Here is a 17,031-nt window from a genome sequence, read left to right as displayed (position 1 = left end):
AGACACAGATGTTGCTGATCGAATGCCCGTGGTGCGGTCCCCGCGCCGAAACCGAATTCTCCTGCGGCGGCGAGGCGGACATCGCCCGCCCGCTCGACACCGAATCGCTGACCGACAAGGAATGGGGCGATTACCTGTTCATGCGCAAGAACCCGCGCGGCGTGCATCGCGAGCAATGGTTCCACACGCAGGGCTGCCGCCGCTGGTTCAAGGCGCAGCGCGACACCGTCAGCTATGCGTTCCAGGGTTATCAGACATTCGAGCGTCCGTTGCTGGCGTTAGACAGTAGCGATCCACAGGCAGCCAACGCAAAGGCACAAGAGGGCAAAGCATCATGAGCCAGAAAGACCGACTCCCAACCGGCGGCCGCATCAACCGCGCGATCGCGCTGAGCTTCACGTTCAACGGCGTCGAATACCAGGGCTATCAGGGCGATACGCTCGCGTCCGCATTGCTCGCGAACGGCATGCACTTCGTCGCGCGCAGCTGGAAATATCATCGGCCGCGCGGCATCGTGACCGCGGGTGTCGAGGAGCCGAACGCGGTCGTGCAACTGGAGACCGGCGCCTACACGGTGCCGAACGCGCGAGCCACCGAAGTCGAGTTGTACCAGGGGCTCGTCGCGAGCAGCGTGAACGCGAAGCCGAGCATCGAGAAGGACCGCATGGCGATCAACCAGAAGATCGCGCGCTTCATTCCAGCGGGCTTCTACTACAAGACCTTCATGTGGCCGCGCAAACTGTGGCCGAAGTACGAGGAAGCGATCCGCGACGCGGCCGGCCTCGGCACCGCGCCAAAACAGCGCGACGCGGACCGCTACGACAAGTGCTTCGCGCATTGCGACGTGCTGGTGGTCGGCGGCGGCCCGACCGGGCTCGCGGCCGCGCACGCGGCGGCGTTGTCCGGCGCGCGGGTGACGCTCGTCGACGATCAGCCCGAACTCGGCGGCTCGCTGCTGTCGTGTGCCGCGGAGATCGACGGCAAGCCCGCGCTGCAGTGGGTGCAGAAAATCGAAGACGAATTGCGGCAAATGCCCGACGTGAAGATCCTGAGCCGCAGCACCGCGTTCGGCTATCAGGACCACAATCTCGTTACGGTCACGCAGCGCCTGACCGATCATCTGCCCGTGTCGCAACGCAAGGGCACGCGCGAACTGCTGTGGAAGATCCGCGCGAAACGCGTGATTCTGGCGACCGGCGCGCATGAACGGCCGATCGTGTTCGGCAACAACGATCTGCCCGGCGTGATGCTCGCGTCGGCGGTGTCGACCTATCTGCATCGCTATGCGGTGCTGCCGGGTCGCAACGCGGTCGTGTTCACCAACAACGACGACGGCTATCAATGCGCGCTCGACCTGAAAGCGGCCGGCGCACAGGTAACCGTCATCGATCCGCGTGCGGGTGAATCGAAGGGCACGCTGCCCGCGCTCGCGCGCCGCCACGGCATCAAGGTGTTGAACGGCACGGTCGTCACGGCGGCGCATGGCAAGCTGCGGGTCGCGTCGGTGTCGCTCGCGTCGTATGCGAAAGGGCAGATCACCGCTCAGCAGGGCGAACTGCCGTGCGACCTGCTCGCGATGTCGGGCGGCTGGAGCCCGGTGCTGCATCTGTTCGCGCAGTCGGGCGGCAAGGCCCACTGGCATGACGACAAGGCCTGCTTCGTGCCGGGCAAGGCGGTCCAGCCGGAGACCAGCGTCGGCTCCTGCGCGGGCGACTTCACGCTCGGCCAGGGCATCCGTTTCGCGGTCGATGCCGGCGTCGAAGCGGCGCGCGCTGCCGGGCACATCGTCGCGCGGCCCAAGCCGGTGCAGGTCGCCGAGCTGAGCGAAACGAAGCTGGAGCCGCTGTGGCTCGTCGGCGGACGCGAGCTGGCCACACGCGGGCCCAAGCAGTTCGTCGATTTCCAGAACGACGTCTCGGCCGCCGATATCTTCCTCGCCGCGCGCGAAGGCTTCGAATCGGTCGAACACGTGAAGCGCTACACCGCGATGGGCTTCGGCACCGACCAGGGCAAGCTCGGCAACATCAACGGCATGGCGATTCTCGCGCAGGCGCTCGGCAAGACCATTCCCGAGACCGGCACCACGACGTTCCGGCCGAACTACACGCCGGTCACGTTCGGCACGTTCGCCGGCCGCGAACTGGGCGAATTGCTCGACCCGGTGCGCAAGACCGCGATCCATGAATGGCACGTCGAACATGGCGCGGCGTTCGAAGACGTCGGCAACTGGAAGCGGCCGTGGTTCTACCCGAAGAAGGGCGAGGACCTGCACGCGGCGGTTGCGCGGGAGTCGCTCGCGGTGCGCACGAGCGTCGGCATTCTCGATGCGTCGACGCTCGGCAAGATCGACATTCAGGGCCCGGACTCCGCAAAGCTGCTGAACTGGGTGTACACGAACCCGTGGACCAAGCTCGAAGTCGGCAAGTGCCGCTACGGCCTGATGCTCGACGAGAACGGCATGATCTTCGACGACGGCGTGACCGTGCGCCTCGCCGATCAGCACTACATGATGACGACCACCACCGGCGGCGCGGCGCGTGTGCTCACGTGGCTCGAACGCTGGCTGCAAACCGAATGGCCCGACCTGCGCGTGCGGCTCGCGTCGGTCACCGATCACTGGGCGACCTTCGCGGTGGTCGGACCGCAGAGCCGCAAGGTGCTGCAAAAGGTTTGCGACGACATCGACTTCGCGAACGCGGCGTTCCCGTTCATGACATATCGTGAAGGCACGGTCGCCGGTGCGGCGGCGCGCGTGATGCGCATCAGCTTCTCGGGCGAACTCGCTTATGAAGTCAACGTGCCGGCCAACGTCGGACGCGCGGTATGGGAAGCGTTGATGGCCGCGGGCGAGGAGTTCAACATCACGCCGTACGGCACCGAGACGATGCACGTGCTGCGCGCGGAGAAGGGCTACATCATCGTCGGCCAGGATACCGACGGTTCGATGACGCCGCACGACCTCGGCATGGGCGGGCTCGTCGCGAAGTCGAAAGACTTTCTCGGCAAGCGCTCGCTCTCCCGCTCGGACACCGCGAAGGCGGGGCGCAAGCAACTGGTCGGGCTGCTATCGGAAGACGCATCGTTCGTGATCCCCGAGGGCTCGCAAATCGTCGCCGGTCCGTTCCAGGGCGATACCGCGCCGATGCTGGGGCATGTCACGTCGAGCTATTACAGCCCGATTCTGCAGCGCTCGATCGCGATGGCGGTCGTCAAGGGCGGCCTCGACAAGATCGGCACGACGGTCACGATTCCGCTCGCGAGCGGCAAACAGATCGCGGCGAAAATCGCGAGTCCGGTGTTCTACGACAGCGAAGGAGCACGTCAACATGTGGAATGAAACAGGCGGAACGGTATCGATCGTGGACCGTACGGTCGGGCGGCAGAACGGCGCGTGGCAGGAGTCGCCGCTGGTCGGTGTGGATGGCCTGCTGAAACAGCATCAGGCCAACGCGACTGCCGCGTTCCGGCTCGGCGAGCGGCCGTTTCTCGAACTCGTCAACGTGCGCGGCGATACGCGCGACGCGGCGTTCATCCGTGCGGTGGAACAGGTGGTCGGCTGCAAGCCGCCGGAGAAGGCAAACACCGTCGCGCGCGGCAACGGCTACGACATGCTGTGGCTCGGCCCGGACGAATGGCTCGTGCGTTCGGAGGCCGCGCATGATGCGACGCGCGCGGCGCCGTTGCTGGCGTTGCTCGGCGCGTCGTTCGCGGGCGTGTTCGCCTCGGCGGTCGATGTCGGCAGCGGCTATACGGTGCTCGAAATCAAGGGCACCCTGACGCGCGACGTGCTCGCGCGCGGCTGCCCGCTCGATCTGCATCCGAAACTATTCGGCGTGGGGCAGTGCGCGCAGAGCCATTATTTCAAGGCGTCGATCACGTTGCTGCCCACGGGCGCCGACAGTTTCGACATCGTCGTGCGCCGCAGCTTCGCGGATTACTTCGCCAGGATCATGCTCGACGCCGCGGAGCCGTTGATGTCCTGAGCGGGACACGATGGGCTTTGCCAATCGATTGCGGCCGGTGTGTGCGCGCCCCGGCCGCCGTTTTTTCCGTCTCTTCTTCCCCGTCTTCCGCCATGACGTCGACCCGGGTCGCCACCGCGCGTCTCACCGCGCGCGCGTGCGATGAGCACGATGCCAGTGCCGCGCTCGCGCTGCTCGATCAAAGCATCGCGCTGCGCCACCGCCGCATCGCGCTGATCCGTTATCTGCTCGCACGGCAACTCGGTGCGCCGCTCGAAGCGCGGCATCACGCGTACGTCGAAAAAGTCGCGGCCCGTCTGAGCGCAGAGGCGCTTGCGCGGATCGCCAGCGCCGCGCATGCGCGGTTGCGCACGTAGCGCCGAAACCTGGCGGCATGGCGGACGCGTCACGACGCCTCTGTTCCATCCCGACGACGCATTTCTTCTATGTGGCCGATTTATGTCGGCATCTACTGAGGACACAGTTTGCCCCATCCACGCGGAAGTCACCGCGTCAACCGCCGTATCCACGAGGGGATCACATGTCCACTGCTTTCCCGCTTCGCGCCAGCGCAGCCGCCCGGCTCGAACGCTTGCCGTTCTCCCGCTATCACCGAACCCTCTTCATCATCGTCGCGATCGCGTTCTTCTTCGATTCGGTCGACCTCGCCACGATGACCTTCGTGCTCGGTTCGATCAAGAACGAGTTCCATCTGTCGACCGCGACGACGGGGCTCGTCGCCAGTGCGAGTTTCTTCGGCATGGTGCTCGGCGCGGCCGTGGCGGGTCTGCTGGCGGATCGCTTCGGACGCCGGCCCGTGTTTCAATGGAGCATGGTGCTGTGGGGGCTGGCGTCGTATCTGTGTTCGACCGCGCAGAGCGTCGATGTGCTGATCCTGTATCGCGTGCTGCTCGGCGTCGGCATGGGGATGGAGTTTCCGATCGCGCAGACCTTGCTGTCGGAGTTCGTGCCCGCCGCATCGCGCGGCCGCCTGATTGCGCTGATGGATGGTTTCTGGCCGCTCGGCTTCATCACGTCGGGCGTGGTGTCGTATTTCGTGCTGCCGAACTTTGGCTGGCGCAGCGAGTTCGCGCTGCTCGCGATTCCGGCGGTGTTCGTGCTGATCGTCCGCCGTGTGGTGCCCGAGTCGCCGCGCTGGCTCGAACATCGTGCCCGTCATGAGGAAGCCGATCGTATTCTCGCCGGCATCGAGGCCAAGGTGATGCGCTCGGCGAACGTGAGCCAGTTGCCAGCACCGGTGATGCTGGCGGAACCCGCGGCGGCGAAGGGCACTGGCGCGTTACGCGAAATCTGGAGCCTGGCGTACCGGCGTCGCACGATCATGGTCTGGACGCTGTGGTTCTTCGCATTGCTCGGCTTTTATGGGCTGACGTCGTGGCTCGGCGCGTTGATGCAGCAGGCTGGCTTCGCGGTGACGAAGTCCGTGCTGTACACGGTGCTGATTTCCCTAGGCGGCGTGCCCGGCTTCATCTGCGCGGCGTGGCTCGTAGAGCGCTGGGGCCGCAAGCCGACCTGTATCGCGTCGCTCGCGGGCAGCGCGGTGATGGCGTACGTCTACGGGCAAACGGCGCTCCATGTGCAGACGCCGGGGCTGCTGATCTGTGCCGGACTCGCGATGCAGTTCTTCATGTTCTCGATGTGGGCGGTGCTGTACACGTACACCCCCGAGCTTTACGGCACCGGCGCGCGGGCGACCGGATCGGGCTTCGCGTCCGCGGTCGGCCGGGTCGGCTCGCTCATCGGTCCTTATGTCGTGGGCGTCGTGCTGCCGGTCTTCGGACAGGGCGGTGTGTTCTCGCTGGGCGCGATGTGCTTCGTGGTCGCCGCGGCGGCGGTGTGGATACTCGGGATCGAAACGCGTGGCATGGCGCTGGAAACACTCATGTCCGAAGCGGTCGAAGCCGATGCGCGCAGCGCGTTGACCGCTGTGCGGGAATGAAAGTCACGGGACGGAGCGCGCCGCACGCGACCGTACCCCGTCCCGTCGTACTCAATCCATCAATGCTCGCCGCCATCCAGCGCCGTGAGGATCTGATGCGCGGCGCTCACGCGCGCCTCGTTCGGGAAATTGCGGTTGGCGAGCAGCACGATGCCGATGCGCTTTTGCGGCACGAAGGCGACATACGCGCCGAAGCCATTGGTCGAACCGGTCTTGTTGATCCAGACATTCTGCTGCGGCTGCAGCGGTGGTTTGATTTCGGTCGCCGGCTTGCCGTCGAGGACCATTTCCGCCGAATTGCCGGCCAGCAAGGTCGGCAGCGCGACTGGATACGGGTACTGCTCCCAGATCAGATCCTGAGTCAGCACACCGGCCTGGAAGTAGCCGGTATGCGTATCCGTGATCGCACGCTGGAACTGACCGTCGAGCGGAATCAGATTCATGTTCGCCTGCACGAAACGCAGCATATCGGCGGCGGTCGACTTCACTCCATACGCCTCAGCGGAAAGCACACCGCCCGTCAGACGGACCGGCGCACCGTCTTTCGCATAGCCCTGCGCGTAGTCCGGCATTTTCGCCGCTGGGACGTCGATGTAAGTGCTCTTCATGCCGAGCGCCGGAAACACGCGTTGCTGCATTAGCACTGTGAAGTCCTGCCCCATGCTTTTCGCGGTGATCAGGCCCAGCGTGCCGATGCCGGGATTCGAGTAGGTGCGGAACGTGCCGGGCGGATGAGCGGGCTGCCAGTCGTGCAAGTACTGCAGCAATTGCGCGTCGTTGTGGATGTCGTCCGGAACCTGGAGCGGCAGACCGCCGGGCGTGTGCGTGCCGAGGTTCAGCAGGCTCACTTTGCCGAACGGCCGGCCGCGCAGCGTCGGCAGATAGCGCTCCGTGCCGTCCGCCAACGACAGCTTGCCGTCGAGCTGCGCATACGACGCGAGCGTCGCCGTGAAGGTCTTGCTGACCGAGCCGAGTTCGAACAGCGTATCGCGTGTGACCGGCTTGCCGCTTTGGGTCGATGCGACGCCGTAGTTGTACACGTAGGGCTTGCCGTCGTCGATCACGCCAACCGCCATGCCGGCGATATGGTACTTCGCCATCAGCGGCCGGATCGCCGCATCGACGGTGGCTTGGCGTTGCGCGGCGGCTGGCTCGGCCGCGTGACCGGCGGGTGAGATCGCGGACAGCGTGAACAGCGCGAACGTCGCGGTTGTTATCAGTTTGAGCGCTCGGGTCTTCATTGCAAACGGGTCCTCGGTCGGGGAGTGTGAGTCGGCGGATCGGCGATTCGGCTGAGGCAGCACTATCGGGCTTTTGCGAAACGCTGGCAAACGAGGATATGTTGCGCCGGGGTAAAGAAAAAGTTGTGGGCCGCAGCGCGAGCTATGCCGGCGTTGTCGGTTGTGGCCAAACGCGTGTCGGGTTCGGCACAGGTGCCGCTGCGAGCGGCCGCTACGCTGGTGGAACGGCGCGCCATGCAGCGTGCGGGCGCGCCGCTCACGAACATGGAGACGAGACAATGAGCAGCAATCGCGGCGTCGTGTATCTGGGGCAGGGCAAGGTCGAAGTGCAGTCGATCGACTATCCGAAGATGGTCGATCCACGTGGCCGCTCGATCGGCCATGGCGTAATCCTGAAGGTGGTGAGCACGAATATCTGCGGCTCCGATCAGCACATGGTGCGTGGCCGCACGACCGCCGAGGTCGGCCTCGTGCTCGGGCACGAGATTACCGGCGAAGTGATCGAGGTAGGGCGCGACGTCGAAACGCTGAGCGTCGGCGATCTGGTGTCGGTGCCGTTCAACGTGGCCTGCGGACGCTGCCCGACCTGCAAGGCACAGCATACCGGCGTGTGCCTGAACGTCAATCCGTCGCGCGCGGGCGGCGCGTATGGCTATGTCGACATGGGCGGATGGATTGGCGGCCAGGCCGAATACGTACTCGTGCCGTATGCGGACTTCAATCTGCTGAAATTCCCGGACCCGGCGCAGGCGATGGCGAAGATCCGCGACCTGACCTGCCTGTCCGACATTCTGCCGACCGGCTATCACGGCGCGGTGATGGCCGGCGTGAAGCCCGGCGCGACAGCCTATATCGCGGGCGCGGGACCGGTCGGCATGGCGGCGGCCGCGTCGGCGCGCCTGCTGGGTGCAGCGTGCACGATCGTCGGCGACATGAACGAGGCGCGCCTCGCGCACGCGCGCAAGATGGGCTTCCAGACCATCGATCTGTCGAAGGACGCGACGCTCGGCGAACAGATCGAGCAGATCCTCGGCAAGCCCGAAGTGGATTGCGCGGTGGACTGCGTCGGCTTCGAAGCGCACGGTCACGGCAGCAGCGGCTCACACGAGGAAGCCCCGGCCACGGTGCTCAATTCGCTGATGGAGATCACCCGCGCGGCCGGCGCGATCGGCATTCCCGGCCTCTACGTGACCGACGATCCCGGCTCGGCCGACGCCGCCGCACGCAAGGGCAGTCTCAGTTTGCGTTTCGGCCTGGGCTGGGCCAAGTCGCATTCGTTCCACACCGGGCAGACGCCGGTCATGAAGTACAACCGCAATCTGATGCAGGCGATCCTGTGGGATCGTTTGCCGATCGCCGATATCGTCAACGTGACGGTGGTATCGCTCGACGATGCGCCCGAGGGCTATCGGCAATTCGACGGCGGCGCGCCGAAGAAGTTTGTGATCGACCCGCATGGGCTTTTGAAGGCGGCTTGAGGTCGCCAGCCGCCAGAGTGCCGCCGAAGCGCTGGGTGGGCTGCCGGTCCACGCAGCGCGTTGTCTTACGCACGCGCTGAACGGGTACGCCGTTCAGCGCGTATCTTAATTGATCAAGCCGCCAGCACTGGCGCATTAGACAGCGAAGGCGCCTGGCTGCGGCGCTCGCGGGTGGGCGCGGTGCCGAACGCATCGCGATAGCTCTTCGAGAAGTGGCAGGCCGACTGGAAGCCGCACGCCATCGTGATGTGCATGATCGACATGTCGGTCTGCAATAGCAGTTCGCGTGCGCGCCGCAGGCGCAGCGTCAGGTAGTAATGCGTCGGCGTCATGCCCAGGTGCTCGCGGAACAGCCGCTGCAACTGCCGTTGCGACATGCCGGCGAGCCGCGCCAGTTCCTCGCGCGACAGCGGCTCCTCGATGTTGTTCTCCATCAGCGAGATCACTTCGAACAGCGACTTGTTGGCCGAGCCGAGCCGCGCGACCAGCGGCATCTTCTGCTGCGCGCTGGTGTCGCGCACGTGTTCGACGATGAACTGCTCGGCGATCTGCGTGACGCGCGCGGTACCGACGCGTGGCGAAATCAGGTTCAGCATCATGTCGAGCGGCGCGACGCCGCCAGTGCAGGTCACCCGATCCCGATCGATCACGAACAGCTCTTTCAGAAAGCGCGTGTCGGGAAACTCCTCCTTCAGCGCCGACATGTTTTCCCAATGAATCGCGCACGCATAACCGGCCAGCAGACCGGCGCGCGCGAGCGCATAGGTGCCCGTGCACAGACTGCCCAGCACGGAGCCCATGCGCGCGAAACGGCGCAGCGCGGACAGATGCTCGGCGGTAGTTGAGCGCTGCACGTCGATGCCGCCGACCACGAACACGATATCGGGTTGCCCGACGCATTCGACCGGACCCGTATCGACGGAAAGCCCGTTGCTCGCCATGACCGGGCCGCCGGCGGGACTCACGATCGACCAGCGGTAAAGCGTCTGGCCCGTCAGGTAGTTCGCCATGCGTAGCACTTCGATCGCGTTGGTGAACGCGATCATCGTGAAGTTGGGAACCGGCATGAATGCGAAATGCGACAACGATGCCGTGCGATCGGTGGACATGGGAACGGGGAATCCTGATTTGAATGTCGCGTCGCCGTGGGGCAGGCGACTATCTCAATTCTGAATATCAGGGCAACTACCGTGCCATCAGGCTAAACCCTTGGATGCTGCGCACAAAGCGTGGAATGGCTAAGCAATTGACTGATTAAATCGCTTCCCCGCGGCACCAGAACGGCGCCGCGACGGCGGTACGGCGCACCCGAACGGCGCAGTAAGACTGTCTTGTAGTGCAGCCCCGCGCAGGCGGACCGCGCCGACTTGTCGAAAAAGGACGCGCATGGCGGAAAAGGCAAAGAACGCGTCTGAATTCGTAAATCGACGCGCGGGCCGACCGTCAAGAATAGATCCAAGGCAAAGCGGCGGCGCGATCCGCCGGCAACCCGCAACAGCCTCCCGTCAACGTTCTTACGGACCTTCCATGTCGAACCCGAATCCCTTCTTCGAAGACTCGCTGCCGGCGCGCGATCCGGCGGTGCGCGGCGCCATTCTGAAAGAGCTCGAGCGTCAGCAGTCGCAAGTCGAGCTGATCGCGTCGGAAAACATCGTGTCGCGCGCCGTACTCGACGCGCAGGGCTCGGTGCTGACCAACAAATACGCGGAAGGGTATCCGGGCAAGCGCTACTACGGCGGTTGCGAATACGTCGACGAGATCGAGACGCTCGCGCTCGATCGTATCAAGCGACTGTTCGACGCGAAGTTCGCCAACGTGCAGCCGCATTCCGGCGCGCAGGCGAACGGCGCGGTGATGCTCGCACTGACGAAGCCGGGCGATACGGTGCTCGGCATGTCGCTCGACGCGGGCGGGCATCTCACGCACGGCGCGAAGCCCGCGTTGTCGGGCAAGTGGTTCAACGCGGTGCAGTACGGCGTGCGGCGCGACACGATGCTGATCGACTACGAGCAGATCGAGGAACTGGCGCAACAGCACAAACCGACACTGCTGATCGCGGGCTTCTCCGCCTATCCGCGCGCGCTCGACTTCGCACGGCTGCGCGCAATCGCCGACGGCGTCGGTGCGAAGCTGATGGTGGACATGGCGCATATCGCCGGTGTGATCGCGGCCGGCCGTCACGACAATCCGGTCCCGCATGCGCACGTGGTCACGTCGACCACCCACAAGACCTTGCGCGGTCCGCGCGGCGGTTTCGTGCTGACCAACGACGAAGAGATCGCGAAGAAGATCAACTCCGCCGTGTTCCCCGGCTTGCAGGGCGGCCCGCTGATGCACGTGATCGCCGGCAAGGCGGTCGCGTTCGGCGAGGCGCTGCAGCCGGGCTTCAACACCTATATCGACAGCGTACTCGCGAACGCGCGGGCGCTCGGCGACGTGCTGAAAGCGGGCGGCGTCGATCTGGTGACGGGCGGCACCGACAACCATCTGCTGCTGGTCGATTTGCGGCCGAAGGGGCTCAAGGGCAATCAGGTCGAACAGGCGCTGGAGCGCGCGGGAATCACCTGCAACAAGAACGGCATTCCGTTCGATACGGAGAAGCCGACGGTCACGTCCGGCATTCGTCTCGGCACGCCGGCGGGCACGACGCGCGGCTTCGGCGTCAGCGAGTTTCGCGAGGTCGGGCGTCTGATCGTCGAGGTGCTCGATGCGCTGCGCGCGTCCCCCGAAGGCGACGCCGCCACCGAACAACGTGTGCGCCGCGAGATTTTCGCGCTATGCGAGCGCTTCCCCATTTACTGAGTACGCGTGGAGCAAACGATGAGTCAACTGCACGAGAACAGCATCATCATCGACGGGCTGAACATTTCGAAGTTCGAGCGCTCGGTGTTCGAGGACATGCGCAAGGGCGGCGTCACCGCCGTGAACTGCACGGTGTCGGTCTGGGAAAGCTTTCAGAAGACCGTCGACAACATCGCCGAGATGAAGCAGCAGATCCGCCAATACAGCGAGATCCTCACGCTGGTGCGCACCACCGAAGACATTTACCGCGCGAAGAAAGAGAACAAGACCGGCATCATCTTCGGCTTCCAGAACGCGCATGCGTTCGAGGACAACCTCGGCTATATCGAGGCGTTCAAGGATCTCGGCGTCAACGTGGTGCAGCTTTGCTACAACACGCAGAACCTCGTCGGCACCGGCTGCTACGAGCGCGACGGCGGTCTCTCGGGTTACGGGCGCGAAGTGATTCAGGAGATGAACCGCGTCGGCATCATGGTCGATCTGTCGCATGTGGGCGGCAAGACCTCGTCGGAGGCGATCGCGGCGTCGAACAAACCGGTCTGCTATTCGCATTGCTGCCCGTCGGGGCTCAAGGAGCATCCGCGCAACAAGACCGACGAGCAGCTGAAGGAGATCGCCGATGCTGGCGGCTTCGTCGGCGTGACGATGTTCGCGCCGTTCCTGAAGCGCGGCCCCGATGCGACCGTCGAAGATTACCTCGAGGCGATCGAGTACGTGGTGAACGTGATCGGCGAGGACCAGGTGGGAATCGGCACCGATTTCACACAGGGCTACAGCACCGAGTTCTTCGACTGGATCACGCACGACAAGGGCCGTTATCGCCAGTTGACGAACTTCGGCAAGGTCGTGAATCCGGAAGGCATTCGCACGATCGGCGAGTTTCCGAACCTCACCGCCGCGATGGAACGCGCCGGCTGGAGCGAGACGCGCATCCGCAAGATCATGGGCGAGAACTGGGTACGGGTGTTCGGCGAAGTCTGGAAGGTGTGAGCCTTCTTACAGTGGATAAAAACGGAGTTCCCACATGCAACCTCAACTGCCCATCGATGTGAATCCGGACACCGGCGTCTGGACCACCGACGCGCTGCCGATGCTCTACGTGCCGCGTCATTTCTTCACCAACAACCACGTCGCCGTCGAGGAAGCGCTCGGCCGCGACACGTACGCCGAGATTCTCTACAAGGCCGGCTACAAGTCCGCCTATTTCTGGTGCGAGAAGGAAGCGAAACAGCATGGCCTCACCGGCATGGCGGTATTCGAGCACTACCTGAACCGTCTGTCGCAGCGCGGCTGGGGCCTGTTCAGGATCATCGAGGCCGAGCCGGCGAGCTCGCATGCGCGGATCGAACTACGGCACTCGTCGTTCGTGCTCGCGCAACCGGGCAAGACCGGCAAGCTTTGCTACATGTTCGCCGGCTGGTTCGCGGGCGCGATGGACTGGGTCAACGACACCGCGCCCGACGGCGCGCGCAAGGGCCCGCCGTCGCAATCGAAAGAAGCAAGCTGCGCGGCGGAGGGACACGAGTACTGCGTATTCGAAGTGTCGCCGCTGGCGTCAATCTAATCCGAGCATTCCGAGGTCGATCGCGATGCGTTACCCGAACCTTTTCAAGCCGCTCACGTTGAACAAGCTGACGCTGCGCAACCGCATCGTCAGTACCGCGCACGCGGAGGTCTACGCGGAACCGGGTGGCCTGCCCGGCGACCGTTATATCCGCTACTACGAGGAAAAGGCCAAGGGCGGCGTCGGACTCGCCGTGTGCGGCGGGTCGAGCCCGGTGTCGATCGACAGCCCGCAAGGCTGGTGGAAGTCGGTGAATCTCGCCACCGACAAGATCGTCGATCCGCTCGCGCGGCTCGCCGAAGCGATGCACGCGCATGGCGCGAAGATCATGATTCAGGCCACTCACATGGGACGCCGCTCGGCGTTTCACGGCGAGCACTGGCCGCATCTGATGTCGCCGTCGGGAGTGCGCGAACCGGTGCATCGCGGCAACGCGAAGATCATCGAGGTCGAGGAGATTCGCCGCATCATCGGCGACTTCGCGGCGGCCGCGAAGCGCGTGAAGGATGCGGGCATGGACGGCATCGAAATCTCGGCCGCGCACCAGCATCTGATCGATCAGTTCTGGAGCCCGCGTACCAACTTCCGTACCGACGAATGGGGCGGCTCGCTCGAAAACCGCCTGCGTTTCGGCGTCGAAGTGTTGCAGGCGGTGCGCGCGGCGGTGGGCGCCGACTTTTGCGTCGGCCTGCGCATGTGCGGCGACGAATTTCATGAAGACGGGCTCGATCACGAACAGCTGAAGGAAATCGCCCAGGCGATGAGCGAGAGCGGTCTGATCGATTATCTCGGCGTGATCGGTTCCGGCGCGGACACCCACAACACGCTCGCCAACTGCATGCCGCCGATGGCGCTGCCGCCCGAGCCGTTCGTGCATCTGGCGGCCGGCATCAAGCAGGTCGTCAAGGTGCCGGTGATGCACGCGCAAAGCATTCGCGACGCGGGCCAGGCCGAGCGGCTGCTCGCGAGCGGCATGGTCGATCTGGTCGGCATGACGCGCGCACAGATCGCCGATCCGCATATGGTCATCAAGATCCGCGATGGCCGCGAGGACGAAATCAAGCAGTGCGTTGGCGCGAACTACTGCATCGACCGTCAGTACAACGGGCTCGACGTGCTGTGCGTGCAGAACGCCGCGACCTCACGCGAAGCGACGATGCCGCACGTGATCGCGAAGTCGCGCGGACCGAAGCGCAAAGTCGTCGTGGTCGGCGCGGGGCCGGCGGGGCTCGAAGCGGCGCGCGTCGCGAAGTCGCGCGGTCACGACGTGGTGCTGTTCGAGAAGAACGATCACGTCGGCGGCCAGATCATGCTGGCGGCGAAAGCGCCACAGCGCGAGCAGATGGCGGGCATCGTGCGCTGGTTCGACATGGAGACGAAGCGCCTCGGCGTGGACCGCCGCCTCGGTGTCGCCGCCGACGAGCGGACCATCATGGCCGAGAAGCCCGATATCGTCGTGCTCGCCACCGGCGGTTCGGCGTTCACGTCGCAGGTCGCGGCGTGGGGTGTCGACGCGGGGCTCGCGGTCAGTTCGTGGGACGTGCTGGCCGGCAAGGTCGAGCCGGGCAAGAACGTGCTCGTGTACGACGGCGTCAGCACGCATGCGGGCGCGGGCGTCGCGGATTTCATCGCGAGCCGTGGCGGCAACGTGGAGATCGTCACGCCTGACGTGAAGGTTGCCGACGACGTCGGCGGCACCACATTCCCGATCTTCTATCGCCGTCTGTACGCGCAAGGCGTGATCCATACGCCGAACTACTGGCTCGACAAGGTGTACGAGGAGGACGGCAAGAAGATCGCCGTGATCCGCAACGAGTACACCGAGGAGCAGGAAGAACGCGCGGTCGATCAGGTCGTGATCGAAAACGGCAGTACGCCGAACGATCAGCTTTACTGGAAGCTGAAGCCTGAATCGGTCAATCGCGGGCAGGTGGACGTGCACAAGCTGTTCGCGTCCGAACCGCAGCCGTGTCTGGACGAGCAACTCGGCAATGGCCGCTTCCTGCTGTTCCGGGTCGGCGACTGCATCTCGATGCACAACATTCACGGCGCGATCTACGACGCGCTGCGCCTTTGCAAGGATTTCTGACGATGAGCCCCGTGTTTGTCATCACCGTCCTGCTGTGGGTGTCGGTGGCCGGTCTCGCGTTCGCGCTGGCACGCCGCGCCGCCTACTGGCGCGAAGGCCGCGCGACCGTCGCGGGCGCCTACGGCTGGGCCAATCTGCTCGCGATCCCGAAGCGCTACTTCGTCGACCTGCATCATGTGGTTGCGCGCGACCCGTACATCGCACGCACGCACGTTGCGACGGCGGGCGGAGCGATCCTCGCGATGGCGCTCGTGTTCGTCAACTACGGCTTCGCGATCTACTCGCCGTGGCTCGACAAGCTGATCTTCGTTGCCGCGCTGGCGATGCTGATCGGCACGGTGTTCGTCTGGCGCCGCCGGCATGGCGCGAAGACGGTGCCGGCGCGGCTCTCGCGTGGGCCGTGGGATCAGTTGCCGCTGCTGCTGGGTTCGTTCGCGCTCGGTCTTGCATTGTTCATCGCATTGCCTGCGACGGCGATGTCCGGTGCGCTCGCGGTGATCGTCGCGCTGCTGATCGCGGCGGGCGCGTTCACGATGACGTTCGGCGCGGCGCGCGGCGGTCCGATGAAACATGCGTTGGCGGGGCTGCTGCACCTTGCGTTTCATCCGCGTCAGGAGCGCTTTGCCGATGCCGCCGCGGCGCGTAACGCTCCCGACGCAGTGCCGCCCACGGCATTGAAAATGCCGCTGCTCGACGCGAAGGAATACGGCGTCGGCAAGCCGGTCGAATTCCGCTGGAACCAGTTGCTGAGCTTCGATGCCTGCGTGCAATGCGGCAAATGCGAAGCGGCGTGCCCCGCGTTCGCGGCGGGACAGCCGTTGAACCCGAAGAAGCTGATTCAGGATCTGGTGACGGGCATGGTGGGCGGCACCGACGCGCAATACGCGGGCAGCCCGACGCCGGGCATTCCGATCGGCAAGCATGGGGGCGCGCCGGGCAAGCCGCTCATTTCGACGCTGATCGAAGCGGACACGCTGTGGTCGTGCACGACCTGCCGCGCCTGCGTGCAGGAGTGCCCGATGCTGATCGAGCATGTCGATGCGATCGTGGACATGCGCCGCAATCAGACGCTCGTCGAAGGCAGCGTGCCGGGCAAGGGGCCGGCGACGCTCGCGAATCTGCGCGAGACCGGCAGCAGCAACGGCTACGACATCGGCGCGCGTTACGACTGGGCCGTCGATTTGCAGGTGCAGGTGGCGCAACCCGGTCGTCATGTGGACGTACTGCTGATCGCCGGCGAAGGTGCTTTCGACATGCGCTATCAGCGCACGCTGCGCGCGCTCGTCAAGGTGCTGAACCGCGCGGGTGTCGATTACGCGGTGCTGGGTGGCGTCGAAACCGATACCGGCGACACCGCGCGGCGTCTCGGCGACGAAGCCACGTTCCAGCAACTGGCTCGTACGCTGATCGGCACGCTCGCGCAGTACTCGTTCGCACGCCTCGTCACCGCCGATCCGCATGTGCTGCATAGCCTGCGCAACGAGTATCGCGCGCTCGGCGGCTTCTATCAGGTGCAGCACCACACGGCGCTGATCGACGAACTGATCGCGAGCGGCAAGCTGTCGCCGCGCGTGGCCGCCGCCGTGGCGGAACGCAACATCACGTATCACGACCCGTGCTATCTGGGCCGTTACAACGGTGAGACGGAAGCGCCGCGCCGTGTGCTGAAGAGCATCGGCATCAAGGTGGTCGAGATGGAGCGACACGGGATGCGCGGGCGCTGCTGCGGCGGTGGCGGCGGCGCACCGTTGACCGATATCCCCGGCAAACGGCGGATTCCCGACATCCGTATCGATGACGCGCGCGCAAGCGGCGCAGAGATCGTCGCGGTCGGCTGCCCGAATTGCACGGCGATGCTCGAAGGGGTAGTGGGGCCGCGCCCGGAAGTACTCGACGTGGCCGAACTGGTCGCCGCGGCGCTGGAGTAACGCGATG

General features: G+C 65.0%; 13 protein-coding genes. 11 read left to right on the top strand and 2 right to left on the bottom strand.

The genetic code is table 11. The features are described 5' to 3' along the window. The first annotated feature begins 8 nt into the window (after window positions 1-8). The 5 genes from AB4Y34_RS27330 to AB4Y34_RS27310 all read left to right on the top strand — a co-directional run bounded on the left by AB4Y34_RS27330 (window position 9) and on the right by AB4Y34_RS27310 (window position 5,922). Complete coding sequence (locus AB4Y34_RS27330) at window positions 9-338, top strand: sarcosine oxidase subunit delta (RefSeq protein ID WP_368717784.1); 330 nt, start codon at window positions 9-11, stop codon at window positions 336-338. After that, the gene (locus AB4Y34_RS27325) at window positions 335-3,337 is read left to right on the top strand and encodes a sarcosine oxidase subunit alpha family protein (RefSeq protein WP_368717783.1); all 3,003 of its coding nucleotides are present in this window, start codon (window positions 335-337) and stop codon (window positions 3,335-3,337) included. The genes AB4Y34_RS27330 and AB4Y34_RS27325 overlap by 4 nt, the downstream gene beginning before the upstream one ends. Beyond that, window positions 3,327-3,983, top strand: a complete 657-nt coding sequence (locus tag AB4Y34_RS27320; protein ID WP_368717782.1) for a sarcosine oxidase subunit gamma — start codon at window positions 3,327-3,329, stop codon at window positions 3,981-3,983. Before AB4Y34_RS27325 ends, AB4Y34_RS27320 begins: the two co-directional genes overlap by 11 nt. A 92-nt stretch (window positions 3,984-4,075) precedes the next feature. After that, window positions 4,076-4,339 (top strand): hypothetical protein, encoded by a 264-nt coding sequence (locus AB4Y34_RS27315; RefSeq protein ID WP_018438003.1) that lies wholly within the window; start codon window positions 4,076-4,078, stop codon window positions 4,337-4,339. A 164-nt stretch (window positions 4,340-4,503) separates the two neighbouring features. Next, the gene (locus tag AB4Y34_RS27310; RefSeq protein ID WP_368717781.1) at window positions 4,504-5,922 is read left to right on the top strand and encodes an MFS transporter; all 1,419 of its coding nucleotides are present in this window, start codon (window positions 4,504-4,506) and stop codon (window positions 5,920-5,922) included. A gap of 59 nt (window positions 5,923-5,981) precedes the next feature. On the opposite strand, the gene ampC is transcribed toward AB4Y34_RS27310, so the two are convergent. Continuing rightward, window positions 5,982-7,163: a class C beta-lactamase gene (gene ampC, locus AB4Y34_RS27305; RefSeq protein ID WP_368717780.1), complete on the bottom strand. Its 1,182-nt coding sequence runs from the start codon at window positions 7,161-7,163 to the stop codon at window positions 5,982-5,984. A 278-nt stretch (window positions 7,164-7,441) separates the two neighbouring features. On the opposite strand from ampC, the gene fdhA reads away from it, so the two are divergent. Continuing rightward, window positions 7,442-8,641, top strand: a complete 1,200-nt coding sequence (fdhA, locus tag AB4Y34_RS27300; RefSeq protein ID WP_176381424.1) for a formaldehyde dehydrogenase, glutathione-independent — start codon at window positions 7,442-7,444, stop codon at window positions 8,639-8,641. Window positions 8,642-8,754: 113 nt separating this feature from the next. Here fdhA and AB4Y34_RS27295 read toward each other — a convergent pair whose 3' ends face one another. After that, window positions 8,755-9,750 carry a GlxA family transcriptional regulator gene (locus AB4Y34_RS27295; protein WP_368717779.1) on the bottom strand — a complete coding sequence of 332 codons (996 nt, stop codon included), beginning with the start codon at window positions 9,748-9,750 and terminating at the stop codon, window positions 8,755-8,757. A gap of 418 nt (window positions 9,751-10,168) precedes the next feature. Between AB4Y34_RS27295 and AB4Y34_RS27290 the strand changes: the two genes are divergently transcribed. The 5 genes from AB4Y34_RS27290 to AB4Y34_RS27270 are packed head-to-tail and all read left to right on the top strand — an operon-like array spanning window position 10,169 to window position 17,024. After that, entirely contained in the window at window positions 10,169-11,443 is a 1,275-nt protein-coding gene (locus tag AB4Y34_RS27290; RefSeq protein WP_176381428.1) for a serine hydroxymethyltransferase, read from the top strand. A gap of 18 nt (window positions 11,444-11,461) precedes the next feature. After that, window positions 11,462-12,433: a dipeptidase gene (locus AB4Y34_RS27285; protein WP_368717778.1), complete on the top strand. Its 972-nt coding sequence runs from the start codon at window positions 11,462-11,464 to the stop codon at window positions 12,431-12,433. A 34-nt stretch (window positions 12,434-12,467) separates the two neighbouring features. Beyond that, window positions 12,468-13,007 (top strand): DUF5943 domain-containing protein, encoded by a 540-nt coding sequence (locus tag AB4Y34_RS27280; protein WP_176381432.1) that lies wholly within the window; start codon window positions 12,468-12,470, stop codon window positions 13,005-13,007. A 25-nt stretch (window positions 13,008-13,032) separates the two neighbouring features. Further along, on the top strand, window positions 13,033-15,096 hold the full coding sequence (locus tag AB4Y34_RS27275; protein WP_176381434.1) for an NADH:flavin oxidoreductase: 2,064 nt from the start codon (window positions 13,033-13,035) through the stop codon (window positions 15,094-15,096). Window positions 15,097-15,098: 2 nt separating this feature from the next. Beyond that, a complete protein-coding gene (locus AB4Y34_RS27270; protein ID WP_368717777.1) occupies window positions 15,099-17,024 on the top strand; it encodes a (Fe-S)-binding protein in 1,926 nt (641 codons plus the stop codon). The last annotated feature ends 7 nt before the right edge of the window (window positions 17,025-17,031 follow it).

This window comes from Paraburkholderia sp. BR10954 (assembly GCF_040965775.1).
In the GTDB taxonomy this organism is placed as follows: Bacteria; Pseudomonadota; Gammaproteobacteria; order Burkholderiales; family Burkholderiaceae; genus Paraburkholderia; species Paraburkholderia youngii.
Note: the sequence above shows the minus strand (reverse complement) of the source record. Positions and strands in the feature narration are given on the sequence as shown.